The sequence below is a fragment of the Janthinobacterium sp. BCJ23 genome, assembly GCF_059617945.1.
On record NZ_JCAQAW010000002.1, the window covers coordinates 137572 to 164192 of the forward strand.

Consider the following 26621-nt stretch of genomic DNA (forward strand, 5'->3'; position numbering starts at 1 on the left):
CAACGGCGGGAGCTAAAGTATCCTCCAAATCGGCGTGCAGGTGGTGTTCAATTCGGCGCGTCGGCGCCGGTCATGACGGCGCTCAAATGACCGAGGGTTGTATCCCATTGCTCCAGCGAAAAGTTCTGCGGATCGTCATGGCCATTCGCATAGCCCGTATCGAGCACGGCGTGGAAGGCGGGGATCAGCCACGTGCCCTTGCGCACGCTGGCGGCGATGTACAGCAGGGCCAGGCGCTCGTATTGCGCAGGCGTAAAACCGGGATCGGGCGCCAGCCCGTCGTTGCCTTTGCCGCCGCCGGGCACGGAGTTGCGCGGCTGCACCAATTCCACGTGCAGGAACAGGCCCGTCAGCGACGGCTTGTCTTTTTCCAGCTTGCTCGCGTAGCTGGCCGTGCCGAAGTCGCGCACGGCCAGGGAGCCGCCCAGGCGGTTCACGTACACATGGCCTTTCGGACCGCCGCCCAGCGCGGGGTTACGTAAATTGAAATCGTTGAAATCCCAGCTGGCGTCGTTGATGTGGCCGGGAATGGGCTCCAGCAGGAAATTCGGGTAGCTGGTGTCGTGGATGACGAAATAGCGGGCCATGGGCGCGGCCAGCCGGCCCACGGCGCGCGACAGCGGTGCATCGACGGCGCCGCCCACGTCCGCTTCGCTGATCGATTGCTGCGCCAGCCAGGCGCGCAGCCGGGTCGGGGCGATGCCCGTGCGCTGGCCGATGCGGGCGGCAAGAAACTCGGGCAGCGGCGCGCTCTCGCCCAGGCGCGCATACAACTTGACGGGGCGCAGCAAGCACGTGGCTTGCGCCCGCGCATCGCCCTTGAAGCCGCTTTTCCAGGCGGCATACGGGCAGGCCGCTTGCTTCTGCGCGGCGGCCGGCAGGGACAGGCAGAGCAAGAGCAGCAGGGCAGGGTATCGTTTCATGGGGGCATTGTCGCCGAAGCGCCGCTTGCGGCACAGGCGCGCACGCGAAAAAAAAGCTGCCCCGGGAAGGGACAGCTTGGTCGCAGGCTGATGCAGGCTCAGTTAGAACGCCACGCTGCCCGAGACGACGAAGGTGCGGGGCGCGGCCAGCACCAGGCTGCCGGCGTCGAACGAGGAGACGGCCGAGGCCCAGTAGCTGCGGTCGGCCACGTTGTCGATGCGCGCGCGCAAGGTTACGTCATGGCCGGCCAGCTGCGTCAGGTAGCGCGCGCCGATGTCGACGCGGGTCCACGATGGCAGTTGCTTGCTGTTGGCCAGGTCCGCATACTGCGTCGACGTGTAGACGGTACGGGCGTTCAGGCTCAAGCCGGGCGCGCCGGGCACGTCCCATTCGCCGCCCACGCTGAGCTGTGTCTTTGGCGCGCCGATGGCATTGTTGCCATTGTTGGCCGGCTTGTCCGTCTTGCGCTGTTCCGTATCGAGCCAGGTCAGGCCGCCCAGCAGGCGTACGCCCGCCATCGGCGTGCCGAAGATGGACAGTTCCAGGCCCTGGTTGCGCTGTTCGCCCGACAGGGTGGCACGTGAACCGACCACGGCAGGCAAAGGCTTGGCCGTGGAAAACAGGGCGGCGCTCATGCCCAGCCTGCCGCCGTCATACTTGACGCCGATTTCCTTCTGCTTCGACTTGTAGGGCGAGAACACTTCACCCTTGTTGCTCAGTGGCACGTCATTCTTGCCATCAAAATAGGTGCCGCTGGCAACGGGACCCTTGACCAGCGCCTCGATGTAGTTGGCGTACAGCGACACGTTCTTGCTGGCCTTGTAAACGATGCCGGCCACGGGCGTCGTGGCGCTCTTGTCATAGCTGGAATATTGTACGGCCGTACCGTAGGCATACGCGGCGTCGCGGATCTGCTGGCGGCGCAGGCCCACGGTCAGCAGCAGCCGGTCGTCGAGGAAGGCCATGGTGTCGGCCACGGCGTAGCTGCTGAGGATGGTTTTTTGCGTCAGGCGCGGGTCGCTCATCACGCCGCCCGAGTTCGCGGCCAGGGTGGGCGGCATGGCCACCTCCAGCGGACGGTAGATATTCGTCGGCAAGCCCGCGTAGTCGCTGATCGCATACGCATTCTTCGCTTCGTTCCAGTGCCCGGACCAGCTGGCCACCAGGGTGTGCTGGACGGCGCCCGTCGTGAGCTTGCCGCGGACGCCCAGTTCGCCCGTGCGGATTTCCTGCTTGCGCGCATTGTCGAAGCGGTACACGCTGGCATCGCCATTGAGCGAGGTCAACGTCGGTTGGGCCAGGCTGTTCGATTCCTTCGTCGAGCGGCTGCCGAACGCGGCCCAGGCCACCACATCCTTGGCCAGATCCACTTCGGCGCGCGCCGTGCCGAACACGTCGTGCTCCTTCGAATAGCTCCACGGCTGGGCAAAGTTCTTCGACGCATCGGGTGCGCCCGGCAAGGCCGTCAGGCTGCCCGTGTTGACGGAAGGACGCGGCGCCGTCAGATCGAAATTCTGGTAGCCGGCATCGGCCGACAGGCGGTAGCCGCGGCCGCGGTAGTCGAGGCCGACTGAAAACATGCCCACGTCGTGGTCTTCGCGCTGGATGCTGGTCTCGCCCTGGCGCTTGGCGGCGTTGACGCGCACGCCAAATTCCTGGTTCGCGCCAAAGCGGCGCGCCACGTCGATGGCCGCGTAAGCGTGGCCGCCCGATTCCACGCCCACCGTCAATTCCGTCAACGGCGTGTTGCCGGCGCGCTTGGGCATCAGGTTGATGGCGCCGCCGATGCCGCTGCCGCCCGGCGCCGCGCCGTTGAGGAAGGCGCTGGCGCCACGGAACACTTCCACGCGCTCGAGCAATTCCGGCGATACATATTGACGCGGCAACACGCCATACAGGCCGTTGTAGGCCACGTCGTCCGAATCGAGGGCGAAACCGCGGATCACATACACTTCCTGAAAATTGCCATAGCCGCGCGACATGCGCACGGCCGCATCGCTCTGCAGCAAGTCGCCCACGCTGCGCGCCTGCTGGTCGGCAATGAATTGCTGCGTATAACTGGTACTGCCGAATGGCGAGTCCATCATGTCCACGGACCCGAGGATGCCCATGCGCCCGCCGCGCGCCACCTGGCCGCCCGCATACGCCTTCGACAAGCCTTCCGCCGACGCATCGGCCGAGGCGTTGACGACAACGGTCGGCATGGTTTGCGCGCCGCTGTCTGCCGGCGTGTTCTGGGCGTGGGCGGCGGCGCTGGCCAGCAGGAAGGCGGCCAGGGCGAACGGGGTAGGGACGAGGTGGAAGGAGCGCATGGTGTTGTCTGGATATTAATGAGAATGATTATCATTATATTCCAGCGAGGCGCACAGCGTGGAAAAGTGTGAGAAAGCGATCAAAAAGTCGCCATTTGTACAACACGCGGCAAGTGAGGGTGGCGGAATCTGGCGCAAAAAGGCGCGCCAGACGGTACCTTGTGGATTTATTAATGCCTATGGTCAAGTTTCGCTAGAATGGGCCATCGCGCCCGGCGCCCACAGGAATCCGCATGCCATTGCTCCGCCATCTACCGTCCGCTTCCATGCGCCTGCGCATACGACGGGGCTTGAGCCTGAAGGGCGCGGCCGTCGCGCTGATCCTGGCCATGCATGCGCTGGGTCTGTATTTCCTGCTGCTGCCGGCGCGGCAACTGAAGCAATACACGGAAGTGGCCTTCATGACCCTGCTGCCGCCCCGGCCAGCGCCGCCGGCGCCACCGCTGGCCTTGCCGTTGCCGATGCCGGTTCCCATGCCGCGCGCGCGTGCCACTGTACCGCCCGCTGTCTTCCCACCGCCCGCCGTGGCAGCGGAAGTCATCACCGTACCCGCCGAAGAATTGCCTGCCGCACCCGCCACGGCGCCATCCACCACAGACTTGCGCACGCGCGCCCGGCTGGCCGCAGGCGCCGCCGACAAGGCCTTGCGCGGCGAAACCAGGCAAGACAAGCCGTGGCTGGCCACTGCCGAACTCAAGAGCGAAAGCACTTTCCAGAAGCTGGTCGCCTCAGCCTGGCGCGGCGGCCCCGTCATCCGCGTGGAGGAATACCTGACGGCCGATGGCCGGCCCGCCACGCGCGTCGTCAGCGCCGGCGGGGCCACGTGCTTTGGTCTCGACGCGAACCCGGGCGCGGGCGCCGACCCGTTCAAGACAGGCGGCAAGGTGAAAAGAGTGCCTTGCCCGGGTTGAGTCGGATGGAAGGCTGTGCAGGTCAGATTAGCTGTAGGTCAGATTAGCGCAGCGTAATCTGACATGCTGCGTGGCGGCGCACGTCGGCTTACGCCCGTTGGGCTAAGCCGACCTACGATTCGATGGGGTAGGCCCACGCGGGAAAAGACCGTGCGCCGGGCAGGGTTTTAGGGGCGGTAATAGGGCAGTCACCCCCGGCGTGGCATCAAATATGCTAAGTTGCGTCTGCAAATCCTGCCGACACCGACCCGGACGCCCATGCCACCCGACCTCCTCATCCTCGCTCCCAGCCCTTCGGCTGCCGTCAACGCGCAGCTGGAACAGCAATACACCTGTCATCACGCCTGGCAAGTGCCGGCGGACGAGCGCCACGCCTGGCTGGCCAAGCGCGCGCCGTCTGTCCGCGCCGTCGTCACGACGGGCGCGCTGGGCTTGAACGCCACCGACATGGGCTTGCTGCCGAATCTGGAAATTGTCGCCGTCAATGGCGTGGGTCTCGATGGCGTGGCGCTCGACGTGGCGCGCGAACGGGGCATCGCCGTCACCACCACGCCGAACGTGCTGACGGACGACGTGGCCGACGTGGCGCTGGCCTTGCTGCTGGCCAGCGCGCGGCACATCGTGGCGCTCGACCGTTTCGTGCGCGACGGCGGCTGGGAGCGCCGCGAGGCCATCGTCCCCGCATCTAGCCTGCGCGGCAAGACGGCCGGCATCTTCGGTTTCGGCCAGATCGGCCAGGCCATCGCGCTGCGCCTGGCCGCTTTCGGCGTCCATGTCCGCTACTTCCAGCCGCGCGCCATTGCCGATACTACTGTGCCGCGCGCGGAATCGCTGCTGGCCCTGGCGCAGGAAAGCGATTACCTGATCGTCTGCGCGCCGGGCACGCCCGCCACGCGCAAGATCGTCGACCGCACCATTCTTGACGCGCTCGGTCCGCAAGGCACCCTGATCAATATCGCCCGGGGCGCGCTGATCGACGAAGACGCCCTGATCGCCGCCTTGCAGGATGGCCACCTGGGCGCTGCCGGTCTCGACGTGTTTGCGGACGAACCGCGCGTACCAAATGCCTTGCGCGTCTTGCCCAACGTCGTGCTCACGCCGCATGTGGGCAGCCTGACCGTGGAAACGCGGCACGCCATGGGCCAACTGGTCGTCGATAACCTGGCCGCGCACTTCGCCGGCTTGCCCTTGCCGACACCCGTAAAGCCATAAAGTCCAGAATCAACCGTTTTAATCAAGCATGAATGAAAGAGTAGCTATGGAATTAAGAAAATCGCTGTTGCGCACGCGCGGCGGGCAGGACAGCGGCAAGGTGGGCATGATCGAGCTGTTCTTCGATCTCGTGTTCGTGTTTGCCGTCACACAACTGTCGCACGGCTTGCTGGCCCACCTGAGCGCCATGGGCTGGCTGCAGACGGGTCTGCTGCTGATGGCCGTCTGGTGGGTATGGATCTTCACGTCGTGGATCACCAACTGGCTCGACCCCGAACGCATTCCCGTGCGCATCAGCCTGTTCGCGCTGATGCTGGGCGGCCTGATCATGTCGGCATCGATTCCCGAAGCGTTCGGCACGCGGGGCCTCGCCTTTGCGGGCGCCTACGTGGCCATGCAGGTGGGACGGCCCCTGTTTGCCTGGTGGGCCGTGCGCCATGAAGCGCTGTCGCGCCGCCGCAATTTCCAGCGCATCGCCCTGTGGGCCGTGCTGTCCGGCATCTTCTGGATCGCCGGCGGCATGGCGTCGCCCGAAGAGCGCATCTTCTGGTGGATGCTGGCACTGGCGATCGACCTGGCCGGCCCCTGGATGCAGTTCGGCCTGCCGGGCCTGGGCCGCTCGACGACGGCCGACTGGGACGTCGACGGCAGCCACATGGCCGAACGCTGCGGCCTGTTCGTCATCATCGCCCTCGGTGAATCGTTGCTGGTGACGGGCGCAACGTTCGCGGGCCTGGAATGGACGGCCGCCAACTGGCTGGGCTTCATGTCGGCCCTGGTCGGCAGCATCGCCATGTGGTGGATTTATTTCGACACGGGCGCCGAGGCGGGCCACCACCGCATCGCCCACTCGAAAGACCCGGGCCGCATCGCCCGCAAGGCCTACACGTATATCCACGTGCTGATCGTGGGCGGCGTGATCGTCAGCGCCGTGGCCGATGAACTGGCCCTCGTGCATCCGGACGAAGCGAGCTTCGCCGGCATTAGCGCCTTGCTGGGCGGCCCGATCCTGTATTTGCTGGGCAATGCGCTGTTCAAATGGGTCAGCAGCGAGCGCGCCGCGCCGCCGCTGTCGCATCTGCTGGGGATTTTGATCATCCTGGCGCTGATCCCGATGGCCTACGGCCGCCTGTATTCGCCGTTGACCCTGGCCTGCATCACCAGCTGCGTGCTGGTACTGGTAGCCGTGTGGGAACATATGGCGCTGCGCCGTCCACCGCCGGAGATCGATCCCTGATGCTTGCTTAGCCGGGCGGCGCGATGCCGTCCGGATCGCTGCGCGTATCGAGCTGCAGCTGCAGGAATGCCAGGTCCAGCCAGGCGCCGAACTTGGTGCCCACCTGGCGCATCAATCCCACTTCCTCGAAGCCCAGCTGTTTGTGCAGGGCGATCGAGCCGGCATTGCCCGCCTCGATGCCCGCCACCATCACGTGCTTGCCCAGGCCGCGCGCCCGCGCGATCAATTCCACCATCAAGGCCTTGCCGACGCCGGCGCCCCGGCGATCAGCGCGCACGTACACGGAATGCTCGACCGTATGCCGGAAACCCTCGAACGGGCGCCAGTCGCCGAACGAGGCGTAGCCGGCGACATTTTCCTCTGCATCGATGGCGACGAGCACGGGGTAGCCGGCCCGCTGGCGGTCAGCCAGCCAGGCGGCGCGGTTGGCCGCATCGACCGTGCGTTCATTCCAGATGGCCAGGGTATTGCTGACGGCATCGTTGTAGATGGCCAGTATGGCCTCGATATCGCCCGCATGGGCATCGCGTATCTGCATGTTGCTCTCCTCGTCAAGCGTCTACTATAATGGACAAATCATAGATTGCCGCTCACCGCTTGTCCAATAAAATCCGAATGGAAGCCGATACATGTCCACTAAACCAGACGAATTGAATCAGCGCATCGGCGCCAGGGTGCGCCTCGAGCGGGAAAACCTGGGCTGGTCGCTGACGGACCTGGCGGCCCGCTCGGGCGTGTCGCGCGCGATGGTGCATAAGGTGGAGCGGGGTGATTGCAGCCCCACGGCCACCTTGCTGGCGCGGCTGTCGGGCGCCTTCGACTTGAGCATGTCCGAGCTGATCGCGCGCGCCGAGATGTGCGCAGGGCGCTTGCTGCGCAAGGCGGACCAGCCCGTGTGGATCGACCCGCAGAGCGGCTATCTGCGGCGGCACGTGTCGCCCGCGTCCGACATGCCGCTCGACCTCGTGCATATTACCTTGCCGCCGGGCGCCGTGGTGGCCATGCCGGCCGCCGCCTATGTATCGCGGCGACAACTGATATGGTCGCTCAGCGGCAGCCTCGTGTTCATTGAAGGAGAGACGCGCCACGTGCTGGACGAGAGCGATTGCCTGGAACTGGGTCCGCCCGCCGACTGCGTGTTCAAGAATGAAACGGCCACCGCCTGCACCTACGCCGTGGCGGTATTGAAGAACTGAGGTCAATCCAGCGCCGCCACGCGCAGCTGGGCAATGAAGGCGCGCGTGGCGGGCGCCTGTTCGTGGCGGCGGAAGGCCACGGCGATTTCCGAGCTGATCTGCGGCCCTGCCAGCTCGCGGAACACCACGCCCGGCAATTGCACGCTGGCCATCACGGAGTGGGGCACGATGGCGCAACCGACGCCCAGCGACACTTCCGTCAGCACGGCCACCAGGCTACCCGGGCGCGACACCACCTGCGCCGCAAAGCCGCCGCGCCGGCTCACTTCCAACGTTCCCAATTCCTGTTCCGGCACGATGAACGCCTGCTGCGCCAGCGCGGCCGGCGCCGCCGCATCAAACGAAGCCAGCGGGCTGTCCGCCTGCACGGCCAGCACGAAGCGATCGCGCAGCAAGACCACGCTGTCCAGTCCGTCCGGCAGGTGCAGGGGCGGGCGCACGAACGCCAGGTCGACCCGGCCCTGGTCCAGCAAGCCGGGCAGGGTATCCATCGCGTATTCGCGCGCACCAATGTGGATGCCCGGGTGGGTGGCACGAAAGCGGGCAAACTGGTCCTGCAGCAAGCCGGAATAGGCGGCCGACGCCACGTAGCCGATTTCCAGCCGTCCCAGCTCGCCCCGGCCCGCACGCCGCGCCACTTCCTGCGCCTGCGCCAGCTGCCCCAGCGCCCGCGTGGCCTCGATGACGAACAATTCTCCGGCGGCCGTCAGGGACACGGCGCGCTTGCTGCGCTGGAACAGCCGCGTGCCCAGCAGCTGCTCCGTTTCCTGCACCTGCTTGGTCAGCGCGGGCGGCGAAATACCGAGTTCCGCGGCGGCCCGCGCGAAATGCAGGCTGTGCGCGACGGCCAGCACGCAGCGGAAATGCCGCAGTTCCATCTCTTTATCTGTATTCACCATGGGTAAATTATAAGGCGCCTGTCTTATAACAGGAAATAATACAAGCGTGCTTACAATCGGGGCATGAAGAATACCAACTGGACCTTATATACGTGCTCGGGCGTGTGCGCGCTGATCATGCTCGACACCAACGTCGTGGCCGTCTCCCTGCCGTCGATCGCCCGCTCGCTGAACGCCAGCTTCGTCGACGTGGAATGGGTGGTCAGCGCCTACATGCTGGCGTTCGCCTCGTTCCTGCTGCCGGCCGGCAGCATCGCCGACCGCCTGGGTCGGCGCACGGTGATGCTGTTTGGCCTGGCCGTGTTCGCGCTGGCGTCGCTGTTGTGCGGCCTGGCGTGGACGCCGTTCGTGCTCAACGTGGCGCGCGCCGTCAAGGGCCTGGGCGCGGCGCTGTTGCTGACGTCCGCGCTGGCCGTCATCGGCCACACGTTCCATGCGGAAAAGGAGCGGGCGCGCGCCTGGTCCGTGTGGGGCGCGGCCATGGGCGTGGCCATGACGGTGGCGCCCCTCTTGGGCGGCCTGATCACGAGCGCCATCAACTGGCGCTGGATTTTCTACCTGAACCTGCCCGTCGTCGCCATGTTGATGTGGCTCGTAGGCAAGCACGTGGATGAATCGAAAGATGCGTCCAACGCCAGTTTCGACCCGCTTGGCGCGGCATTATTCTCCGCCGGCCTGTTCGCCATCATCTGGGGCTTGATCGACGCCAGCTTGGCGGGCTGGTCCAGCCGCGCCACCATGCTGCGCTTCGCCGCGGGCGCGGCGCTGCTGGCCGTTTTCGTGCTGGTGGAACGGCGCCAGCGCGCGCCCATGGTCGATCTGTCGCTGTTTGGCCGCCGCGTGTTCGTCGGCGCCGTGCTGGGCATGTTCGGCTATGCGATCGCCGCGCAGGTGATGATGACCTTCCTGCCGCTGTACCTGCAGAACGCCTTCGGCTTTTCCGCCGTGCTGGCCGGCTGCGCCATGCTGCCGTTTGCCGTCGCCATGGTGGTGCTGTCCCGTCTGGCGCCGCACGCCATGCGCCATCTGGACGACCGCGGCATTCTGGTGACGGGCTTGTTGATCGTCGCTGTCGGCAACGTGGCCACGGCGCTGGCCGCCGCCAGCCTGCAGTACGGCTGGGTGGCGGCGGGCATGATCGTCACGGGCGCGGGCGCGGGATTGCTGAACGGCACCACGCAAAAAGCCATCCTCGCCTGCATCCCGCGCGAGCGCACGGGCATGGGCTCGGGCATCAGCACGACGACGCGCTTTGTCGGCATCGTGCTGGCCGTCGGTGCGCTGGGCGCCGTGCTGGCCATGCGCACGGCAGCCTCGTTCGACAAGCTGGCGTGGCTGCACGGCTTGAAGGCCTCGCCTGAAATGATCGGCCGTATCGTCGCCGGCAACGCGGCCGACGCTTTCGGCCAGCTACCGCCCGCGATGCAGGCCGTGGCGCAGGAAGCGGCGCGCCACGCCTTCATCGACGGCTTTGCCAGCGTGCTGTACCTGGCGGGCGGACTGGCAGCAGTCGTGGCGGTGCTCGTATTCGTGCTGGCGCGGCCGCTGGAAAAAGTGTAACTGTTCAGCAATATCCGCGTGCGCAGCCTGCACGTGTAATATGATGCCAGCGAGCAATACATAGCAATCATATAACTACCGCAGGTAATCACATGCGCAGAAAACGGATCATCATTACCAGCGTGCTGGTGGCAGTCATCGGCGTGGCCGCCCCCCTGAGCCTGGCCTTCTACTTGTCGTCCGTGCGCGCCGAGCAGGGCGAGCAGGAACGCCTGCGCCTGCTGGCCGGCTATGCGCTCGAGCGCGCCCACCGTTCGATCGCTTCGGCCAGCATGGCCTTGCGCAGCGCCGATGCGCTGGACCTGGCGCCGTGTTCGGAAGCGCATGTCCAGCAATTGCGCCGCATCACCATCACCACGCGCAGCATCGACGATATCGGCTATGTCGAAAATGGCTTGCTCAAATGCACGTCGAACGGCATGGAGGAAGCGCGCATCGCCGTCACGCCCGCCGACTTTACCCTCGACAATGGCATGGGCCTCGATTTCAACCTGCGCCCCGTCGTCAGCGGCGGCAAGCGCATGGTGGGCTTGTCCTACCGCGCCTATAAGGTGCTGATCGATCCCGTGCGCTTTTCCGACGTCATCGTCGACAACGACATCCAGATGGCCGTCGCCATCGGCAAGGGCGGCGTGCTCGACACCTTGCACCATCCGGACCCGGCACTGGTCAAGACCCTGCTCGCCGGCAAAGGGGGGACGGACACGCTGGCGCGCGAGGACAGCATCCATGCGATGCTGTACCGCGATGGCTTGACGGCCGTCATGATCGAGCCGCGCAGCAAGCTCAGCGAGAGGCTGCGCCGCGAACAGCTGCTGCTCTTGCCGCTGGGCCTGCTGATGGCTGCCTTCATCGTCGGTATCGTCGTGTGGCTGTCGCGCCGCCGGCTGTCGCTGCGCGGTGAACTGGAAACGGCCGTCGAGCGGCGTGAATTCTTTGTCCACTATCAGCCGATCATCGCGCTCGATACGGGCGTGTGCGTGGGCGCCGAGGCGCTGATACGCTGGCGCCGTCCCGACGGCAGCATGATACGGCCCGACCTGTTCATCCCCGTGGCCGAAGAAGCCGAACTGATCCTGCCCATCACGGACCAGGTCATCGCTTGCGTGATCGCCGACATGCGCGCCGCGCTGCTGGCCGACCGCGAGCTGCATATCGCCATCAACCTGTGCGCCAGTGACATTGAAACGGGCCGGGTGCTCGACGTGCTGGAACGCGCGCTGGCCGGCACGGGCATCGAGGCGCAGCAGATCTGGCTGGAAGCAACCGAGCGGGGCTTCATCAACGTGGAAGCGGCCCGCGCCACCATCGAAAAGGCCAGGGCACGGGGCCATGCCGTGGCCATCGACGACTTCGGCACCGGTTATTCCAGCCTGTCGAGCCTGCAAAACCTGCCGCTCGACGCCTTGAAAATCGATAAATCCTTCGTCGACACCATCGGCACGGACGCGGCCACCAGCAGCGTCACGCCGCACATCATCGCCATGGCCCGCACCTTGAACATGCTGATCGTGGCCGAAGGCATCGAAACGCAGCAGCAAGCCGATTATCTGCTGGAACGCAAGGTAGAATTCGGCCAGGGCTGGCTGTTTGCGAAGGCGCTGCCGGCCGCGGAATTCCTCACCTTTTACCGGGCGCGCCGCGCCCCGTCGTCCACATGAAACAGCCACGCTTTCCCTATCCCTTGCAGCCGCTGCGCGTCCCCGGCGGCTGGCATATCACCGTCAACACCCTGTTCGAAGTGGAGCCTGGCCCCGATACCATGGAATGGTTCAGCAGCGCATTGTTGCTATGGGGCAGCTGCCGCGACACCGGCTACTGCTTCAATTCGCATTTTGAACCGGAAGACGATCCGCAGGGCGAATTCGTGCTGGAGATGGGCAAGGTGGCATACGACCGCCATGGCAAGATTGTCCAGGGCAGCGACGCCTTCCTCGGCGAGTTTCGCACACGCAGCAAGGCGGCGTTTGTCGCCCGGGTCGAGCAATTCATGCAGGACCCGGCAGCTTGATTTTTACGGCTTGCGCGGCAAGACGACGTCCTGTCCGCCTTGCTTGAGCACGGCGCTGGCGATCTTGCCCGCCGCATCGCGTGTAAATGCCAGTTCCGCCTCGATGGCGCGGAAGAAAAACTGGTCCTTGGCGCTGGCAAACAAGGGGGCTGACCCAACGCCCGTGCCGGCCGCTTCCAGGCCGTTCTTGCCCAAGGTCACCGTCAACGTGAATTCCGCGCCCAGCGGATACTCGCCCACGTACTCGGCCAATGCTGTGCGCGGCAGCTCGATGGCGGCCTGCGGCTTTTTCAGCGGCGGCAACGGTGTGCCGGGCAGCAAGGCGGACAAGCCCAGCGCATCGACCTCGCGCACCGTGTTGGTCAGCACTATCACGCCCCGCTTGCCGTCCGTCGTGAACGCCGCATAGCTGGCGTAGCCGCCCGTCTGGCCGTTGTGCCAGGCGTAGGTTTGCCCCTGTTGCTGTTCCAGCAGCCAGGCCAGGCCGATTTTCGAGCCGCTGTCGGGCGCCAGCGGACGCTGCGGCTGGATCGCCAGCGCGTACGGGCGCAGCGGCTTGAACATATACGCTTGCAAGTAGGAAATCATGTCACGCGCGCTCGAATACACGCCGCCGGCCGGCGCCACCACGTTCATATCCCAAGCCGGCGTCGGTTCGCCCGACAGCAAATGGCCGGGCGCCAGGCGCGCCAGCATGCCGTGCGTGGGCTTGTTCGAAGTGGAACGCATGCCCAGCGGCACGGCGATGCGCTTTTGCAGCTGCGCTTCAAAGCTGGTACCGGCCTGTGCCGCCAGGGCCGTGCCCAGCACGGCGTAGCCGATATTGGAGTATTCAAGTTTCGTGCCCGGCGCATACGGCAGATGATAGGCGGCGAGAAACTGCCGCTGTTTGGCTTCCGTGTAGTCGGCATACGGATTGGCCGGGTTCTTGGGCGCGAAGTTGTCGGGCAGGCGCGGCAGTGAGGAGTAGTGCGTGGCCAGGTCGAGCAGGCTGATCGTCTTGCCCTCGAACGCAGGCACCGTATAGCCGGGCAATAATGCCGCGACCGGCTCATCGAGTTTGACCTTGTTTTGGACGACGGCGTCGGCCAGCAGCAAGCCCGTCATGGTCTTGGTGACGGAACCGATCTGGTAGACGGTATCGGCGCCCGGCTTGATGTTCTTGCCGGCGTGTACGCTGCCAAAGCCGTACACAGCGCTGTCCTTGCCATCGATGATGGCGATGACGATGCTCGCGTGCATGCCCGTGCGCGTGAGTTCCTCGGCGCGCTGGCGCACGGCATCGTCCAGTACGGGGGCGGCCAGCGCGGCGCTGCCGAGCAGGCAAAGGGGGAGAAAAGTAAATGCGGGTGTCATGGGAACCTTGTCCTGGGTGGGCCGGATGCACGCCAGCGCCTCGATAGGGTATCTGGCATGTCAAGTGAAGGATACGGCGCCAACATGAAGGTTGCCTGAGTTTTATGACATGCTTATCGGCTTGGCAATGATTGTGCCTGCTCAATTGTCAGCCGCCGGCGCTTCCAGAAAATCCGCCAGCTGCGCGCGCATGCCGTCGGCCATGTCTTGCAGCAATTCGCCGCGCCGCCGCGCATCGGCGCGCTTTTTCGATGGCACACCGGCCAGGTCTGGCGCACGGTAGGGCGCGCAGGGCAAGTGATAATTGCCGTCGCGCATACGCAAGGCGTGCAACTCTTGCCACGCCAGGTCGTAGTCGGCGGCGATATGGCGCCGGCGCCGCGCATTCAGGGCGATGCGGTTGTCATTGCTGATCAAGAACAGGTTATTGCAGGCAAAAAAGTCGCCGAAATCACGCAAGGCCGTCACCATCAGGTTTTTCGGACGGCAACCATGCAGCGCCCGCGTGGCTTCCTTGACGGCCAGCTTGCCCGCTTCCGAGCGCAAGCCTTGCAGCGCGCCCAGCTGCAGCGAGACGCCATCGGCCCGCGGCACGAACAAAAAGCTGGCCAGGTACAGGGGCTGGCCGTCGCGCGTCAGGCGCAGGCACAGTTCGCCTTCGCGGTAGCTGTCGTGGATGGCCGTCAGCTGCAAGCGGTACAGCGCCGCGTCCTTGCCTTCGAATGCGGCCAGCACCACGGGCGCGTACGCGGCCCGTTCGACCAGGGCGCGCGCGCCCGCTTGCCACAGGAAACGGTAATGTCCTTCCAGCAAGGCCAGGCGATCCGCGCAACCGAGCTGGCGCGAGGCGTAAGGACGGTAAATCTTGAAGCGCAGGCAAGGATGCAGCTGCGCCAGCGAGTGCAGGCCCGGCATGCTGCCCAGGAAAGCGTGCCAGCGCGAGCGCTGGCGGGGAAAGAAGAGGGCGCCCAGCGCCGCTTTCAGGCGGTGGCCGCTGGCCGGGTGCGGCACGGCGGCGCCGTGGCGCAGGGTTAACGCGATGTCATTCATGGTTCTGCCGGTAAAGGGCAGGCGCTGCACAATGAGAGCCTTGCCAACATGAATGCTACGTGGGCCAGGTGAAGTTCATATTAAGAAGCTATCCCATGGGTATTTAGAGGATGGTAACTAAACATTTGCCTTCTGGCAATATAGACGGTTATGCTCGCCGCACCTTGACTCGATGACTGACGCCTCTCATGAACCACCGCCATTTGCTTGCCATTCCCGTATTGCTTGCGACACTGGGCGTCCACGCGCAAGACCGCACGGCCGATCCTTTGGCGCCCTTGGCGCAATGCATCAACCGCAGCCAGTTCCAGTTCAGGACGCAGGACCGGCTGCCAGCCGGTGCGACCACGCGCATCGTCAAGATGGCGGCGGGGGATAGGCAGATATCGACGGCCGATGGCTATCGGCTGATGCTGTTCCGCAAGAGCAGCTTGCCTTTCGTGAATCTGAAGATCGAACGCAGCGCCGAAGGCCAGTTCGCGGCCGACCGCGAGACCATCGTGGCGCAGATGCGGGAAATGGCCGCCAGGGGCAAGCTGCCGCAGCAACTGCCGCTGGAAACGGACGCGCGCGATGGCGTGGAAGTGCTAGGATTGAATAACGCCAGTATCGCGCAAGCGCAAGGCATCATCAGTTTGTATACACTGCTGCACGCCGCCAGCGGCACGGTCGCCACCGCCTACATACTGAACCAGCCGGCCGATCCGCGCGACTTTGCGACGGATGCGCAATACCAGGCGCTGCGCGCACAATTGATTGCCTCGCTTGCCAGCTGCATGGCTGATCCTGCGCAGTAAGGCAAGCGGGCAGGGAAGGAAATGTCAGCCATGAAAAAAACAGTACCGGGCACGGCGCCCGATAATGACGCCGAAAACGCCGAGCCCGCCGCCAGCCAGATCGACGCGAAAATCGCCTCGCTGGCGGACTGGCGCGGCAAAACCCTGGCCGCCGTGCGGGCGCTGATCCGCCAGGCGGACCCGGAGGTGGTCGAGGAAGTCAAATGGCGCGGCGTGCCCGTCTGGTCGCACGCGGGCATGATCTGCACGGGCGAAACCTACAAATCGGCCGTGAAACTCACCTTCGCCAAGGGCGCCGCCTTGCCCGATCCGGCCGGCCTGTTCAATGCCAGCCTGGACGGCAACACGCGCCGGGCCATCGATATCCACGAAGACGAGCATCTCGATGCCGCGGCGTTCAAGGCGCTGATACGCGCCGCCGTGGCCGCAAATACGGCGCCAAAACCAAAACGGACTTCTACTTGAGACATTATCTGTACCTCTGGCACGACCCGGCCGAGCGCATGCTCGTCGCTTCCGGCATCGAATTCAAGGATTGTATTGCTGCCCTCGGCGAAGCGGACGGCATCGTGCTGCGCAAGGGCAGCGCGGGGACGGCGAGGAAACCGGCCAGCTACCAGTCCTTGGCGCGGCAGCAACTGCCGGCCCTGGCCCATGAAGACCTGTACGCCTACGGCAGCCATGCCTGGGCAGATTGGCAGGGAGCGCCGCAGGCTTCCCTCAATGCGGATGTGGCTGCGATGCTCGACCACCGCGGCGCGCTCACGCCGCTGCCTGCCTTGCGAGGCCGCATTCTCGCCTTTGCCCACGACGACGGCTGGTATCTGAAACTGTTTTATGGGGAATGGGACGATGTGGCGGCCTTGCTCGCCAGCACCATCCCGCCAGCCCTGGGCACGCTCGATCTGGCGGCACTGCAGCAGGGAGGTGACGGCTACTGGTTGCAGGACGGCACAGTCCAGGCGGAACTGAAAACCCACGATATCGACAGCGTGCTGAATCGCCGCCTGTAAGGAATGGATAGTGCGCCAGCCATCTGCCTGATTCGTCCTTTCTCCAGCGCGGACGCGCAGTCCTGCACCGCCATCCTGGCCCTGGCAGGGCGCGACGCCTTCGGCCCTGTCGCCGGCAGCGCTACTTTCACGGCGGCGACGCAGGGCGAAGCCATCCTTGTTGCCGAACGCGGCGGCATCGTCACCGGTTTTGCCGCCGTGTACACGGGCGATGCCCCCGACTATTTCCTGCACCACCTGTATGTGCACCCGGCGCACAGCGGCTCGGGCATCGGCGGGCAACTGCTGGCGGCCGTCGTGGCATGCTTCGGTCCCCGCCTGAGCCTGAAAACGCAGCTGAGCAATACGGGCGCGCGGCGCTTTTATGCGCGCGCGGGCTGGGTCGAAGATGCGGCGGACAGCGGCGTGGACGCCATCGGCGCATGGATACGGGTGCGCTACCGGCAATAAAACGTCAGATTCAGCGAGGCGCGCAAGGCAGCCATATAGACAGGTTCAAACATCGCGCTTCTCCTTGCTATCCGAAAACAGGGCCAGGCGCGCCGCCATGCCGGCATTCTCGCGCAGCAAGCCGTCGCGTTCCTGCGCCAGGCTTTCCGCCTTCAGTTGCGACGCCTGCGCATTTTCCGCCAGCATGTCGAGCTGCCGGTCTTGCGCCGCCAGCGCTACTTTGGCGTCGTTCAGCGCCAGCAAGGCCGTATCAAGCTTGGCCAGCAAAGCGTCGGCCGACGCGGCCGCCTGCAAGTACTGGAATTCGAACTGATCGCGTTCGGGACGCACGGTAGCCAGCGCTGCGCGGTCGGCGGCCGCGTCATCAGTCAGGCGCGTGTGCTCCGCCTGCAGCTGTGCCAGCCGCATGTCTTGCTGCACCAAGGTCGCTTGCTGGCCTTGCAGGCGCTGCTGCAACTGGGCGTTCTCCTGCTCCAGGCGGCTCTCGCGTTGCTGCGCCTGAGCCCGTTCCTCGTTGCGCTGGGCGGCGGCCGCTTCCTGGTAATGGTCGAACTGCGAGCGCACTTGCGCCAGTTGGCGGTTCAGGGCCGCGATTTCCTCGCCCCGGTCGGCCAGGCGCTGCGTCAGGCCAGCGTTGTCGCTGTGCAGGGTGGCCAGGGTGACGGCGCGAAAATGGTGCTCTTCCTTCAGTTGTGCCAGCGCGTGCTGGGTGGCGCGCAATTCCTGGGTGAGGGCGGCGCGCGCGTCCGTCAGTTTCAACCGCTCCGTTTCCGTCTTTTTCAATTTTTCCAGTGCCGCGTCGAGTTCGGCGCGGTTCTGCTGCATGCCCGTTTCCAGCTGCTGCGCCACGTCGCGCTGCTGCTTGTCATAGACACCGCGCATCGCTTCCATCAGCTCGGCCGGCAAGCCCGCTTCCGTTTTCACGGCGCCCGCGCCCTGGAACTCCTCTTTCCAGCGTTTCAACAAGGGCGCGATGGTGCTCTTGCTGCCCGTGCTGCCCAGCGCTTCGCGCACGCTGTCGACCGTGGGATTGCGCCCATCGGCAGCGACGATTTGGGCTGCTTTCATAACATCAGAGTACAAAATGCCGGTGCGGGCCATAAAACCACCTATGAGCGAAATTTAGTAATGTATTACATGATACGTAATATCAAATAATATTACGATATAAATTTTCGTGATTTTCGAAAAATATAAGTCACGATAAGATCGCTTATCGCGTGCTATGGGGGTGCTTTGCATGCTATTCTGCGTATCTCCCAGTACAAAACCGCGATTTCGCCGCCGCCATGCCCGATTTGCCCCTCTCGAAACGCCGTGCCGCTGCGCCAAAAAGCACCGCCATCGCTCCTGCGCCATTACACGGCGCCCTGATCGATGCCGAGCTGGCCGCGCGCCACCAGGCGTTTCTCGCCGCCGCCACCTCGGACAACACGCGCCGCACCTACCGTTCCGCCATCCGCCACTTCCAGGCTTGGGGCGGGGCGCTGCCCGCCGACGAGTCCACCGTCATCCGCTACCTGCTGGCCTATGCGGACAGCCTGAACGCTCGCACCCTGGCCCTGCGCCTGACGGCTTTGTCGCAATGGCATGTGTACCAGGCCTTTGCCGACCCCGCGTCCACGCCCACCGTGCGGAAGACCCTGGCCGGCATCGCCCGCCTGCATGGCAAGCCAAAGAAGAAGGCCAAGGCCCTGCCTCTGGAAGATCTGGAAGTGATCGTTGCCAAACTGGCCGCGTTGGGCACCAACAAGGCCTTGCGCGACAGCGCCTTGCTGCAGCTGGGATTTTTTGGCGGTTTCCGGCGCAGCGAACTGGTGGGATTGACTGTGGAAGACGTGAGCTGGGAGCCGCAGGGCATGGTGATCACCTTGCCCCGCTCGAAAACGGATCAACTGGGCGAGGGCATCGTCAAGGCGATCCCGTTTGGCGACGGCGTCTGCTGCCCGGCCACGGCCTTGCGCGCGTGGCTGGCTGGGGCGCACATCCGCACGGGGCCGCTCTTGCGCACGGTGAACCAGTGGGGACATGTGGGCGCGAAGGGACTGCACGCGAGCAGCATCAATACGATACTGGAAGGCTGCGCCAGGCTGGCGGAGCTCGATTACGTGCCGGAACTATCGAGCCACAGCCTGCGCCGCGGCATGGCCACCAGCGCGCACCGGGCCGGCGCCGATTTCCAGGCCATCAAGCGCCAGGGCGGCTGGCGCCACGACGGCACCGTGCATGGCTATATAGAAGAGGCGGGCCGCTTCGAGGAAAATGCGGCCGGGAGTTTGTTGAAGGGGAAGAAGAAGCCGGCGGGCTGAGGGTGCGCGCCAGCGCGCCGGCTGAATGACTGGCTGCGATTACTCCGGCAACTCCGCGATCAGCAGAAGATCGAAATATTGCTCGCGGAGCTTGGCGAGCCGCGCCATCTGCGGCGTAACAGGACGCATCTGCAAAGCCTCCCGCATGTATTCGAGACGAGACTCCGCATCGTCATGGTGTTCTTCGTCGGGTTCTGTAAAGTAACCGATTGCCTCTTCCTCTTGATATACCAACTGCTCCAGGGAGTACCAGCCGACGTAGTAGCCCAAATTAAAGAATTCCTCAAAGGACTCGGCGATCACTACGTTGTTTTCGTCCGCGCTTGGCAGAGTCATTATGATCGGTAAAACTCCGTTAGCGGATACAAAGTCTTTGAGATAACTGTAATGGACACCGTCCCCGCCTGTGCTTGCAAAGGTAACGACGTTAGCAGGGGTGCACCAGTATTGCTGTTCTATTTGAGGCGTTTCCAGGATAAGGCCACAAGGCTCGAAGACCATATCGGCGGAAGTTTCAAACTGAATTGCGGCGGCATCAGCGACTTGATGCAGTTTTTCAAGCTGAACGGGTAGTTTCATTTTTTTAGACCCAACGTGTTCTACATTGCAAAACGACGAGTTAACATGGGCGCCTGCGTTATAGCATCTCATGCTGTCGATTCAGGGACACAGCATGGTTTAGTGTATGGCATTGTTACTTCTTTGGCAAGTAAGAGATATGGATACAGCTTTGTGAGGCACTCAAGGCAGCGGCTTGATGAAATGAATGCGCTCCCTGGCCGTGTCGCCAAAGTGCTCCACCAGCCGGATCTGGTATCCATTGCGGATCAGCAAGCGCAGCATGGCGGGATAGCGGTTCATCGATTTCACCGTGACGGCCGCAAAACCGTGTGCGCTGGCCCAGGCTTCCTGGGCTTCCAACACGCGCTGCGCCAGGCCCGACTTGCGGTGCGCGGGCAGTACGCCGCCGAGCCAGCTATACCTTCCAGCCAAACAACTGTGCGATGACGCCAAACGGTCATCTGTACTTCCACGCGTCCTGTTTCCTTGATGATTACGCTCAGGCGTCTGTCAGTTACAAGCAATGGTTTATTCATGAAATGGTACATGTTTGGCAGTATCAGCTAGGTTATGCGGTGCGTCCGCGAGTAGCAAGATGCTGGCAGATTTCAACATGAAGGCACAAGGCGATTTACTGGCTGACTATTTCGTACTAAGGCATCTGGATTGTCCGCAGGCGATGCACAAGCCGGATTACGCCCGTAGCCTGCCGCTGTATGAACAGGTGCTGGCGGGCTTTCTTGCCACTCCGGCCAGCGTGGCCAATCTGCCGCGCGATTGGGGCCGCTTCATGCTGCATCTGAAACGAGCGAGAAGGTAGGCCGGGTCTGCTGGTAGACTGACCCGACACAACAACTGGGAGGAGTGGAATGGACGACATCGAACAAATGGACCCGTTGGTAGAGGCACGGCTTATGGCTGATGCGGTGGCGAGTTCACTACCCAAAAGCATTCCAATTCATGCGCTTCCGATGCAATCGAAAATACCGTTCAAGGTGTTCTCGCTGCGAGAAACGTTGCTGCACAGGGCATCTGCTCTTGCATCCCCAGCAGTCACTCTGTTAGAGGCTGGCAACGTCGTCAGTGGTGTATTGCTTACCCGAGCGGTAATGGAGACGGTAGCGATATTGGCTGACCTTCAAGCCAAACTTGATGCTTTCGTGAAGACGCCGGATGTTGGCGCTATGGACACGTTTCTCATGAAGGGGATGTTCGCGAATCGGCAGGAAAAGGGTGGAATAAAGGACGAGTTCTATACATCCAGCATCATGTCTTCCATTGACAGGCTCGATAAGAAGTTCAACGGCTTTCGTGAGATGTACGACACTTTGTCTGAGTACTCCCACCCAAACTACAGCGGCGTGTTCGGTGCCTTCGGAACGGTCGATCAAGAAAAGTTTATGCTAGAGCTTGGGCTTAAGAAAGACGAGAGTAGTGTAAGCGTTGGTGCAAATGCGCTGGCATCCACCATGAATATACTTGTTCACTATTACGACGAAATGCCTGCATTAATGGTAGCGCTTAACCGACACTTCGAACCCAGTTGGGTCGAAAATTCCTAAAAATAAAATCGGGGAATGCCTGTGCGTGGGAAGCCGGGGCGACAGCCAGTATAGGGAGCCATCCTCGGCGGCATAGCCCAGCTTGAAGCCGACGGGCTGGCCGTCCGCTTCCGCGATCAGCACCAGCGCATCGGCGGGCAACCGCTCCTGCAACTGCGCCAGGCTGCGCCGCTGGTCGAACTCGGGTATCGCCTGCAGTACGTGCCAGGCTTCCTCAACGGTGCCGGGCCGTATCATGCGGCCGCTTGTTCCCGGGGGCGGATGATCATGCAGGTGGCTGTCGCGTGCGCGTACACCTTACCGGCCTCGTCGCGGATCGTGCCTTCGGAAATGACCAGGTTGCGTCCTGCATTGATCACTTTGCCTTCGGCGTAGACCGTCACGTTGAAGGGCAGGGGGCGGCACATCTTGATGTTCAGGTCCGTCGTGCCGTAGCTTTCGCCGGCCGGCAAGACCGTGTGCGTGGCGCAGCCCGTGACGGTGTCGAGCACGGTGGCCGCGAAACCGCCGTGCACGCCGCCCATGGGATTGGTGTGCGTTTCATTTGCCGTCGCCGTGAAAATGACACGGCCATGCTCGACCGTCTGCGCATCCATGGGCATGGTCTTGGAAATGCCGGGCCGTGGGAACAGGCCTTGCGCGAAAGCTTGCATCAGTTGCAAGCCGGTCATGTCGTTCGGGTGCATGGGTAACTCCTGTGTGTGGTGGTGTGGGGATGGGTCAGACGTCCTGCGCAAAACGCAGGCGCGAGGCGTGCAGCAGGAAGCGGGCGACGACGGCCAGTTCTTCCTCACTGAAACCTTGCTTCAGTTGTTCATTCAGGCTGTCGAGCAGGGGCAGGGCGGCGGCCAGCACCTCACCGCCCTTGGGCGACATGTGCAAGGTGCCGGCGCGCGCATCGAGCGCCGACTGGCCGCGCACGATCAGGCCGTTTTCCTCCATGCGCGCCACCAGCCCCGTGACGGCCGAATTTTTCAGCTGCAGCGCCCGCCCGAGATCCTTCAATTGACAGCCTTCCTCGCCCTTCAGGGCAAACAGGGCGACCACTTGTGTGCCGGAAAATCCCAGTTCACTGGTGAAGACGGCATCGGCCGAGCGAAACAGGTTCTGGCGCGCCAGATTGAGCAGATTGAACAGCCGCGGCGAACGCTCGCCCAGCGGGCAGGCTACGGTATCGGGAACGTCTGGAGTAGGGGAGGTATTGGTACGCATGCGAAGTATACTACTACGTATGCGTAATAAATCAAGCGGATATTGTCAGTCGCGCTGGTGGCACCCGATGTAGCGGGCGCGGGGGCGTATCAGGGCCGCGCTGGCGGCTTGCTCGTTGGCATGCGCGATCCATCCGGCCGAGCGGGCCAGCGCAAACACGCTCAATGCTGCGCCCTCGGGCCAGCCGAACGCCAGCTCCATGGCCGCGAGCGCCAGGTCGGCATTCGGACGCGCATCGAGCAGCTCACCCGCCGTGGCGCAGACGGGCAGGATGGCGCCCAGCTGGGGGGACTTGTGCGACAGCGCCGACAGGCGATCCAGCAGATACGCGGCACGCGGGTCGCCTTGCGGATACAGCGGGTGGCCAAAGCCGGCGAATTCCGGCGCGATGGTCTTGTAAAATGCGCCGATGGCGTCCCTGGCGTCCGGCGCGGCCAGCGCCTGCATCAACATGCACCTGGCCGCCGCGCTGCCGCCGCCGTGCCTGTCGCCGGACAAGGCCGCCAGCCCGGCGCCCAGCGCGGCGGGCAGACTGGCACCCGTCGAGGCGACGCAGCGCACGGCAAAGGTCGACGCATTCAATTCATGGTCGGCCAGCAGTACGAGGGCGGCGCGCAGCAATTCAGTCTGGTCCGTGTCGGCATTCCACGCCTGCGCCAGCTGCCGGTGCAGCGGCAAGGCGGACGGTGCCGTCTGCAGCAGAGCGGCGGCCAGGATGCGCATCAAGGCGGGGCCGGACTGCAGCATGTCCACAGGTGCAGGCAGGGACGACAGCATGGCCATGGCCAGCATGGCGCGCGTCAGCGGCGTCGCATCGGGCACTTTGGCCAGCCCCTGCGGCAGGGCAGGAGCATCTTGCTGGAAATAGTCACTCGCACCGTCGTCCCACAGCAGGCTGGCGGCCGCTTCCAAGGGCGCGTGCTGCGCCAGCGATGTCGCATTGCGGCCACGGTACAACAGCCGTCCATCGAGAATGTGGGAAATCTGCGTCTCCAGCACGGGCAAGCCCCAGTGCATGGCAGCCACGGCCGTCTGGCCGCCGCGCTTGGCGTCATTCTTGCGCGCCGCCAGGCGCAGCACGTCTTCCTGCGGATAGCGCTTGCGGCGCGACGCTCCATTGCTGACGGACGCCAGCAAGCCCCGGCTCACATAGGAATACAGGGTGGGCAGGCTGACGCCCAGCAGGCGCGCCGCGTCGAGGGCGGATAAGTCGTTTTTCATGGCGGCGATTGTATCTGTATATTGATTCGTGGAATCAAGATTGACGGGCCGCGTGGCGCTTCACTAGACTCATGCCTTTGCAGGAGTCTCCATGAGTACACACACGATTCGCACCCTGCGTCCGGACGACGCCGCGCCCTTGCTGGCTTTTGAGCAAGCTAACCGGGCCTGGTTCGAGCGCCATATCGACCGGCGTCCGGACGCTTTTTACAGCGTCGACGGCATTCAGGCGCATGTCGCGCAATTCCTTGACGAGCACGTACAGGGGCGCATGCACCCCTGCGTCATCGTCGATGAGCACGGCGAGCTGATCGGGCGCGCCAACCTCAAGGATATCGACAAGCAGGCCCGAACGGCCGAAGTCGGCTACCGCATCGGCGAGCATCAGGCGGGCAAGGGCCTGGCCACGGCCGCGCTGTGCTACCTGATCGGCCTGGCGCAAGAGGAATGGCGGCTGGCCAGCCTGTGCGCCTACGCCATCGATGGCAATGCGGCCTCGATCCGCGTGCTGGAACGCTGCGGTTTCGTGCAGGGAACGACCGTGCACGATATTGCCATCGTGGCAGGCAAGGTCGTCGATGGCCATGCCTATACGCTGGATTTGCGGGCGGCTGGGGTAGACTCTGCCCTGTGATAAATAAACAAAGTTGGCAGATATGAATCATGAGAGCCCGAAACGCGTCGTCGTCATTGGCGCCGGCATCGTGGGCGCGTCACTCGCGTACCACCTGGCCAGCAAGGGGGCGCAAGTCACCGTGGTCGAGGCGGGCGACATTGCTTCCGGCGTGACGGGCACCTCGTTTGCGTGGATTAACACGTCCTGCGCCGGGCCCGATCCCATCGCGGCCCTTCGTAGCAGCGCCATCGCCGCCTGGCGCCAGCTGGAAACGCAGGTGCCCGGATTGACCGTGCGCTGGCATGGCGCCTTATCGTATGGCACGCAGGATGGGCGGTTGTCGCCCGTATCCATCTTGGTGGGCCGCTCGCGCATCGCCCAGCTTGAACCGCATCTGCGGCAGCCGCCGGAACAGGCGCTGTACGAACCGGAGCAGGGCGCGCTCGACGCCGTTGCCGCCACGCACGCCTTGCTCGCAGCGGCCCAGGCGCTGGGCGCGACCGTGCGCACGCACACGCCCGTGCTGGGCTTTGCCGTCCAGGATGCAAAGGTGACGGGTGTGGAAACGGCCGTGGGCCTCATCGAAGCGGACGTGGTCGTGCTGGCGGCAGGCACAGGTACCGCCAAACTGGCCGAGCAACTGGGCGCCAATCTGCCCATTCATGCCTCGCCCGCGATCTTCATGCGCTACCAGGCGCCGCCCGGCCTGGTGCGCGGCATCATTTCCAGTCATGCAATGGAAGTGCGGCAAGACGAAGACGGGACCATGCTGGCGGCGGAAGACTACGTGGACGACGCCCCGGACAACCAGCCCGCCGTCATGGCGCAGCGCACGGCCAGCGCCATCCGCAACGAACTTGCGGGCGCCGAGGCTATCGCGCCGGAATTTGCCTGCGTCGGCCTGCGCCCCATGCCCGCAGACGGCGTGCCCGTCATCGGCTACTTGCCGCAGGTCGAAGGCGCGTACGTGTGCGCCATGCATCCAGGCGTCGTGCTGGCGGCCATCGTGGGACAGCTTGCCAGCGAGGAAATCGTCACTGGCCAGCCCATGTCAGCCCTGGAGGCTTGCCGGCCCGCGCGCTTCCTGGCGTGCTGATTCCTGGGGCACAGGCACGACAAACACGGTCAGGACGAACGGCGCTTGCTGGTGCTCATCGCCGTCCTCCGACGGTGCTTGCATATAATGTTCGTTGCGCCAGTCCTCGTTCACCACGCGGTCGGCGATCAGCGCCAGATCCTGCGTTTCGCGCAGCTCGCAGCGAAACGGCAAGCGTCCATGCGAGCGCGACACCAGGCTGAAGCGCAACTGGCGGCATTGCGCATCATGCCAGCAATAGAACAGCATCTCTTCGCCAGCGAGCGCGCTGCTGCGGGCCGCGATCAACTCTCCAATGAATTCAACGATATCCGCCGCATGGATCTGCGGCGTTTCCTCTTCCGTGGGCGAAAAGCTCCACATATTGTTTATCGCTTCGTGATTGATATCGTCGGGATCAATGAGCACTTCATCATCTTGCGCCATTTCCAGCCATGCATTGATTGTCTTGCATTTCATCATGTCATTATGCATCCCATGTTTCAAAAGCCGTCCATACCGACCTCCATGCGCCATGCGGAAGTTTGGCCTGCATGGAAAGTGACAGTGCGCCTACGCCCAAACAATCACCTGGTTGCCATTGTGCATTTTCCAAACTAAGCGCCCGCGCTCTTCCCACGTCGACATTTTTCATTTCAGCTGTGTCATAGCCGATTTCCAGTACTGGATGCAGCACTTTTCCATTGGCTGTCAAATATAAAGTATTGACATGGACCTTGGGTTTGTCAAAACGTTCGTAGAGCCTTGTTGCGGCGGATTTGAAACCCAGGCCAATGGCGATGCTGACGGTCGTTGGACCATTGCAGCCCAGAAGCGATGCAAGCGCCCAATAGTCATGGTCAGCAGTGACAAGTCTGCTTAAACAGCGTTCTATCCATGCCGATTCATCAGCTCTGAATTCTTTCCTGTATGGAGAAAATGAATTTTGCAGGTAGCCAACTTCGTGCATCGCCCCAACCAGGTTAATCTGCTTGTCCACGCAGACTATATCTTGTAACAGATGGGCTGCGGCTGCGGCGACCGCATACTCGCCTTTGGCCATGGCTTTATCTTCGAGTTTTTTCAGTTTGGTGTTAATAGTCATTTTTCCCTGGTCATTTAATGCGGCCGTTTTCA

At 63.7% G+C, this 26621-nt stretch carries 30 protein-coding genes and 1 pseudogene; 16 read left to right on the forward strand and 15 right to left on the reverse strand.

Going from position 1 to position 26621, the window contains the following annotated elements:
* Positions 1 to 47: 47 nt before the first annotated feature.
* Together AC54AG_RS06620 and AC54AG_RS06625 are read right to left on the reverse strand one after the other, a co-directional pair.
* The gene (locus AC54AG_RS06620; RefSeq protein ID WP_152546399.1) at positions 48 to 923 is read right to left on the reverse strand and encodes a hypothetical protein; all 876 of its coding nucleotides are present in this window, start codon (positions 921 to 923) and stop codon (positions 48 to 50) included.
* A gap of 102 nt (positions 924 to 1025) precedes the next feature.
* Positions 1026 to 3236 carry a TonB-dependent receptor gene (locus tag AC54AG_RS06625; RefSeq protein WP_496629810.1) on the reverse strand — a complete coding sequence of 737 codons (2211 nt, stop codon included), beginning with the start codon at positions 3234 to 3236 and terminating at the stop codon, positions 1026 to 1028.
* A gap of 233 nt (positions 3237 to 3469) precedes the next feature.
* Here AC54AG_RS06625 and AC54AG_RS06630 point away from each other — a divergent pair, with 233 nt between their 5' ends.
* The 3 genes from AC54AG_RS06630 (at position 3470) to AC54AG_RS06640 (ending at position 6596) form a co-directional block, all read left to right on the forward strand.
* Complete coding sequence (locus AC54AG_RS06630) at positions 3470 to 4147, forward strand: hypothetical protein (RefSeq protein ID WP_456130944.1); 678 nt, start codon at positions 3470 to 3472, stop codon at positions 4145 to 4147.
* A gap of 258 nt (positions 4148 to 4405) precedes the next feature.
* Positions 4406 to 5359: a 2-hydroxyacid dehydrogenase gene (locus AC54AG_RS06635; protein ID WP_496629812.1), complete on the forward strand. Its 954-nt coding sequence runs from the start codon at positions 4406 to 4408 to the stop codon at positions 5357 to 5359.
* Between the two features lie 46 nt (positions 5360 to 5405).
* Positions 5406 to 6596, forward strand: coding sequence for a low temperature requirement protein A (locus AC54AG_RS06640; RefSeq protein WP_496629813.1), 1191 nt, complete (start codon positions 5406 to 5408; stop codon positions 6594 to 6596).
* 7 nt (positions 6597 to 6603) lie between these two features.
* Here AC54AG_RS06640 and AC54AG_RS06645 read toward each other — a convergent pair whose 3' ends face one another.
* Entirely contained in the window at positions 6604 to 7134 is a 531-nt protein-coding gene (locus AC54AG_RS06645) for a GNAT family N-acetyltransferase (protein WP_070301721.1), read from the reverse strand.
* 91 nt (positions 7135 to 7225) lie between these two features.
* Here AC54AG_RS06645 and AC54AG_RS06650 point away from each other — a divergent pair, with 91 nt between their 5' ends.
* Positions 7226 to 7792 (forward strand): helix-turn-helix domain-containing protein, encoded by a 567-nt coding sequence (locus AC54AG_RS06650; RefSeq protein WP_496629814.1) that lies wholly within the window; start codon positions 7226 to 7228, stop codon positions 7790 to 7792.
* A gap of 2 nt (positions 7793 to 7794) precedes the next feature.
* Here AC54AG_RS06650 and AC54AG_RS06655 read toward each other — a convergent pair whose 3' ends face one another.
* The gene (locus AC54AG_RS06655) at positions 7795 to 8691 is read right to left on the reverse strand and encodes a LysR family transcriptional regulator (protein WP_496629815.1); all 897 of its coding nucleotides are present in this window, start codon (positions 8689 to 8691) and stop codon (positions 7795 to 7797) included.
* A 60-nt stretch (positions 8692 to 8751) separates the two neighbouring features.
* Here AC54AG_RS06655 and AC54AG_RS06660 point away from each other — a divergent pair.
* From AC54AG_RS06660 to AC54AG_RS06670, 3 genes and pseudogenes are all read left to right on the forward strand, one after another.
* A pseudogene (locus AC54AG_RS06660) lies at positions 8752 to 10251 on the forward strand (MFS transporter); the annotation flags it as partial.
* Positions 10252 to 10343: 92 nt separating this feature from the next.
* Positions 10344 to 11912 carry an EAL domain-containing protein gene (locus AC54AG_RS06665; protein ID WP_496629816.1) on the forward strand — a complete coding sequence of 523 codons (1569 nt, stop codon included), beginning with the start codon at positions 10344 to 10346 and terminating at the stop codon, positions 11910 to 11912.
* Positions 11909 to 12262 carry a hypothetical protein gene (locus AC54AG_RS06670; RefSeq protein ID WP_139248270.1) on the forward strand — a complete coding sequence of 118 codons (354 nt, stop codon included), beginning with the start codon at positions 11909 to 11911 and terminating at the stop codon, positions 12260 to 12262. The genes AC54AG_RS06665 and AC54AG_RS06670 overlap by 4 nt, the downstream gene beginning before the upstream one ends.
* Before the next feature lie 3 nt (positions 12263 to 12265).
* On the opposite strand, the gene AC54AG_RS06675 is transcribed toward AC54AG_RS06670, so the two are convergent.
* Both AC54AG_RS06675 and AC54AG_RS06680 read right to left on the reverse strand, forming a co-directional pair.
* A complete protein-coding gene (locus AC54AG_RS06675; protein WP_070301715.1) occupies positions 12266 to 13618 on the reverse strand; it encodes a serine hydrolase in 1353 nt (450 codons plus the stop codon).
* A 141-nt stretch (positions 13619 to 13759) separates the two neighbouring features.
* Entirely contained in the window at positions 13760 to 14668 is a 909-nt protein-coding gene (locus tag AC54AG_RS06680) for a VirK/YbjX family protein (protein WP_496629817.1), read from the reverse strand.
* Between the two features lie 188 nt (positions 14669 to 14856).
* On the opposite strand from AC54AG_RS06680, the gene AC54AG_RS06685 reads away from it, so the two are divergent.
* Genes AC54AG_RS06685 through AC54AG_RS06700 form a run of 4 tightly spaced genes read left to right on the forward strand, consistent with a single transcriptional unit; the run spans position 14857 to position 16928 of the window.
* Complete coding sequence (locus tag AC54AG_RS06685; RefSeq protein ID WP_070301712.1) at positions 14857 to 15465, forward strand: hypothetical protein; 609 nt, start codon at positions 14857 to 14859, stop codon at positions 15463 to 15465.
* Between the two features lie 30 nt (positions 15466 to 15495).
* Positions 15496 to 15930, forward strand: a complete 435-nt coding sequence (locus tag AC54AG_RS06690; protein ID WP_496629818.1) for a DUF1801 domain-containing protein — start codon at positions 15496 to 15498, stop codon at positions 15928 to 15930.
* A complete protein-coding gene (locus AC54AG_RS06695) occupies positions 15927 to 16478 on the forward strand; it encodes a hypothetical protein (protein WP_496629819.1) in 552 nt (183 codons plus the stop codon). Before AC54AG_RS06690 ends, AC54AG_RS06695 begins: the two co-directional genes overlap by 4 nt.
* A 3-nt stretch (positions 16479 to 16481) precedes the next feature.
* On the forward strand, positions 16482 to 16928 hold the full coding sequence (locus AC54AG_RS06700; protein ID WP_496629820.1) for a GNAT family N-acetyltransferase: 447 nt from the start codon (positions 16482 to 16484) through the stop codon (positions 16926 to 16928).
* A 45-nt stretch (positions 16929 to 16973) separates the two neighbouring features.
* Here the strand turns inward: AC54AG_RS06700 and AC54AG_RS06705 are convergent, their stop codons facing one another.
* A complete protein-coding gene (locus tag AC54AG_RS06705; protein WP_496629821.1) occupies positions 16974 to 17996 on the reverse strand; it encodes a DNA-binding protein in 1023 nt (340 codons plus the stop codon).
* Positions 17997 to 18217: 221 nt separating this feature from the next.
* On the opposite strand from AC54AG_RS06705, the gene AC54AG_RS06710 reads away from it, so the two are divergent.
* Positions 18218 to 19237, forward strand: a complete 1020-nt coding sequence (locus AC54AG_RS06710; protein WP_496629822.1) for a tyrosine-type recombinase/integrase — start codon at positions 18218 to 18220, stop codon at positions 19235 to 19237.
* Positions 19238 to 19276: 39 nt separating this feature from the next.
* Here AC54AG_RS06710 and AC54AG_RS06715 read toward each other — a convergent pair whose 3' ends face one another.
* Both AC54AG_RS06715 and AC54AG_RS06720 read right to left on the reverse strand, forming a co-directional pair.
* Positions 19277 to 19816: a hypothetical protein gene (locus AC54AG_RS06715; protein ID WP_496629823.1), complete on the reverse strand. Its 540-nt coding sequence runs from the start codon at positions 19814 to 19816 to the stop codon at positions 19277 to 19279.
* A 162-nt stretch (positions 19817 to 19978) separates the two neighbouring features.
* Positions 19979 to 20230 (reverse strand): GNAT family N-acetyltransferase, encoded by a 252-nt coding sequence (locus AC54AG_RS06720; protein ID WP_139248268.1) that lies wholly within the window; start codon positions 20228 to 20230, stop codon positions 19979 to 19981.
* A 163-nt stretch (positions 20231 to 20393) separates the two neighbouring features.
* Here AC54AG_RS06720 and AC54AG_RS06725 point away from each other — a divergent pair, with 163 nt between their 5' ends.
* Both AC54AG_RS06725 and AC54AG_RS06730 read left to right on the forward strand, forming a co-directional pair.
* Complete coding sequence (locus AC54AG_RS06725; protein ID WP_072453631.1) at positions 20394 to 20618, forward strand: hypothetical protein; 225 nt, start codon at positions 20394 to 20396, stop codon at positions 20616 to 20618.
* Between the two features lie 49 nt (positions 20619 to 20667).
* On the forward strand, positions 20668 to 21360 hold the full coding sequence (locus AC54AG_RS06730) for a hypothetical protein (protein WP_072453630.1): 693 nt from the start codon (positions 20668 to 20670) through the stop codon (positions 21358 to 21360).
* On the opposite strand, the gene AC54AG_RS06735 is transcribed toward AC54AG_RS06730, so the two are convergent.
* The 4 genes from AC54AG_RS06735 to AC54AG_RS06750 are packed head-to-tail and all read right to left on the reverse strand — an operon-like array spanning position 21307 to position 23793.
* Positions 21307 to 21597, reverse strand: a complete 291-nt coding sequence (locus AC54AG_RS06735; RefSeq protein WP_496629825.1) for a hypothetical protein — start codon at positions 21595 to 21597, stop codon at positions 21307 to 21309. The genes AC54AG_RS06730 and AC54AG_RS06735 overlap by 54 nt on opposite strands.
* Entirely contained in the window at positions 21594 to 22046 is a 453-nt protein-coding gene (locus AC54AG_RS06740; protein WP_034787481.1) for a PaaI family thioesterase, read from the reverse strand. The genes AC54AG_RS06735 and AC54AG_RS06740 overlap by 4 nt, the downstream gene beginning before the upstream one ends.
* A gap of 34 nt (positions 22047 to 22080) precedes the next feature.
* Positions 22081 to 22572 carry a MarR family winged helix-turn-helix transcriptional regulator gene (locus tag AC54AG_RS06745; RefSeq protein WP_496629827.1) on the reverse strand — a complete coding sequence of 164 codons (492 nt, stop codon included), beginning with the start codon at positions 22570 to 22572 and terminating at the stop codon, positions 22081 to 22083.
* Between the two features lie 45 nt (positions 22573 to 22617).
* A complete protein-coding gene (locus tag AC54AG_RS06750; RefSeq protein WP_496629828.1) occupies positions 22618 to 23793 on the reverse strand; it encodes a citrate synthase family protein in 1176 nt (391 codons plus the stop codon).
* Positions 23794 to 23884: 91 nt separating this feature from the next.
* Between AC54AG_RS06750 and AC54AG_RS06755 the strand changes: the two genes are divergently transcribed.
* Positions 23885 to 24427 (forward strand): GNAT family N-acetyltransferase, encoded by a 543-nt coding sequence (locus AC54AG_RS06755; RefSeq protein ID WP_496629830.1) that lies wholly within the window; start codon positions 23885 to 23887, stop codon positions 24425 to 24427.
* 22 nt (positions 24428 to 24449) lie between these two features.
* Positions 24450 to 25505, forward strand: a complete 1056-nt coding sequence (locus AC54AG_RS06760) for an NAD(P)/FAD-dependent oxidoreductase (RefSeq protein ID WP_496629831.1) — start codon at positions 24450 to 24452, stop codon at positions 25503 to 25505.
* Here the strand turns inward: AC54AG_RS06760 and AC54AG_RS06765 are convergent.
* Both AC54AG_RS06765 and AC54AG_RS06770 read right to left on the reverse strand, forming a co-directional pair.
* On the reverse strand, positions 25461 to 25967 hold the full coding sequence (locus tag AC54AG_RS06765; protein ID WP_496629832.1) for a hypothetical protein: 507 nt from the start codon (positions 25965 to 25967) through the stop codon (positions 25461 to 25463). The genes AC54AG_RS06760 and AC54AG_RS06765 overlap by 45 nt on opposite strands.
* 4 nt (positions 25968 to 25971) lie before the next feature.
* Complete coding sequence (locus tag AC54AG_RS06770) at positions 25972 to 26589, reverse strand: hypothetical protein (RefSeq protein ID WP_139143294.1); 618 nt, start codon at positions 26587 to 26589, stop codon at positions 25972 to 25974.
* Positions 26590 to 26621: the final 32 nt, after the last annotated feature.

Bases quoted from the DNA above. Each gene is read 5' to 3' on its own strand.
- AC54AG_RS06620 (WP_152546399.1), bottom strand. From the start codon at position 923: ATGAAACGATACCCTGCCCTGCTGCTCTTGCTCTGCCTGTCCCTGCCG.
- AC54AG_RS06625 (WP_496629810.1), bottom strand. From the start codon at position 3,236: ATGCGCTCCTTCCACCTCGTCCCTACCCCGTTCGCCCTGGCCGCCTTC.
- AC54AG_RS06630 (WP_456130944.1), top strand. From the start codon at position 3,470: ATGCCATTGCTCCGCCATCTACCGTCCGCTTCCATGCGCCTGCGCATA.
- AC54AG_RS06635 (WP_496629812.1), top strand. From the start codon at position 4,406: ATGCCACCCGACCTCCTCATCCTCGCTCCCAGCCCTTCGGCTGCCGTC.
- AC54AG_RS06640 (WP_496629813.1), top strand. From the start codon at position 5,406: ATGGAATTAAGAAAATCGCTGTTGCGCACGCGCGGCGGGCAGGACAGC.
- AC54AG_RS06645 (WP_070301721.1), bottom strand. From the start codon at position 7,134: ATGCAGATACGCGATGCCCATGCGGGCGATATCGAGGCCATACTGGCC.
- AC54AG_RS06650 (WP_496629814.1), top strand. From the start codon at position 7,226: ATGTCCACTAAACCAGACGAATTGAATCAGCGCATCGGCGCCAGGGTG.
- AC54AG_RS06655 (WP_496629815.1), bottom strand. From the start codon at position 8,691: ATGGTGAATACAGATAAAGAGATGGAACTGCGGCATTTCCGCTGCGTG.
- AC54AG_RS06665 (WP_496629816.1), top strand. From the start codon at position 10,344: ATGCGCAGAAAACGGATCATCATTACCAGCGTGCTGGTGGCAGTCATC.
- AC54AG_RS06670 (WP_139248270.1), top strand. From the start codon at position 11,909: ATGAAACAGCCACGCTTTCCCTATCCCTTGCAGCCGCTGCGCGTCCCC.
- AC54AG_RS06675 (WP_070301715.1), bottom strand. From the start codon at position 13,618: ATGACACCCGCATTTACTTTTCTCCCCCTTTGCCTGCTCGGCAGCGCC.
- AC54AG_RS06680 (WP_496629817.1), bottom strand. From the start codon at position 14,668: ATGAATGACATCGCGTTAACCCTGCGCCACGGCGCCGCCGTGCCGCAC.
- AC54AG_RS06685 (WP_070301712.1), top strand. From the start codon at position 14,857: ATGAACCACCGCCATTTGCTTGCCATTCCCGTATTGCTTGCGACACTG.
- AC54AG_RS06690 (WP_496629818.1), top strand. From the start codon at position 15,496: ATGAAAAAAACAGTACCGGGCACGGCGCCCGATAATGACGCCGAAAAC.
- AC54AG_RS06700 (WP_496629820.1), top strand. From the start codon at position 16,482: ATGGATAGTGCGCCAGCCATCTGCCTGATTCGTCCTTTCTCCAGCGCG.
- AC54AG_RS06705 (WP_496629821.1), bottom strand. From the start codon at position 17,996: ATGAAAGCAGCCCAAATCGTCGCTGCCGATGGGCGCAATCCCACGGTC.
- AC54AG_RS06710 (WP_496629822.1), top strand. From the start codon at position 18,218: ATGCCCGATTTGCCCCTCTCGAAACGCCGTGCCGCTGCGCCAAAAAGC.
- AC54AG_RS06715 (WP_496629823.1), bottom strand. From the start codon at position 19,816: ATGAAACTACCCGTTCAGCTTGAAAAACTGCATCAAGTCGCTGATGCC.
- AC54AG_RS06725 (WP_072453631.1), top strand. From the start codon at position 20,394: ATGCTGGCAGATTTCAACATGAAGGCACAAGGCGATTTACTGGCTGAC.
- AC54AG_RS06730 (WP_072453630.1), top strand. From the start codon at position 20,668: ATGGACGACATCGAACAAATGGACCCGTTGGTAGAGGCACGGCTTATG.
- AC54AG_RS06735 (WP_496629825.1), bottom strand. From the start codon at position 21,597: ATGATACGGCCCGGCACCGTTGAGGAAGCCTGGCACGTACTGCAGGCG.
- AC54AG_RS06740 (WP_034787481.1), bottom strand. From the start codon at position 22,046: ATGCACCCGAACGACATGACCGGCTTGCAACTGATGCAAGCTTTCGCG.
- AC54AG_RS06745 (WP_496629827.1), bottom strand. From the start codon at position 22,572: ATGCGTACCAATACCTCCCCTACTCCAGACGTTCCCGATACCGTAGCC.
- AC54AG_RS06750 (WP_496629828.1), bottom strand. From the start codon at position 23,793: ATGAAAAACGACTTATCCGCCCTCGACGCGGCGCGCCTGCTGGGCGTC.
- AC54AG_RS06755 (WP_496629830.1), top strand. From the start codon at position 23,885: ATGAGTACACACACGATTCGCACCCTGCGTCCGGACGACGCCGCGCCC.
- AC54AG_RS06760 (WP_496629831.1), top strand. From the start codon at position 24,450: ATGAATCATGAGAGCCCGAAACGCGTCGTCGTCATTGGCGCCGGCATC.
- AC54AG_RS06765 (WP_496629832.1), bottom strand. From the start codon at position 25,967: ATGATGAAATGCAAGACAATCAATGCATGGCTGGAAATGGCGCAAGAT.
- AC54AG_RS06770 (WP_139143294.1), bottom strand. From the start codon at position 26,589: ATGACTATTAACACCAAACTGAAAAAACTCGAAGATAAAGCCATGGCC.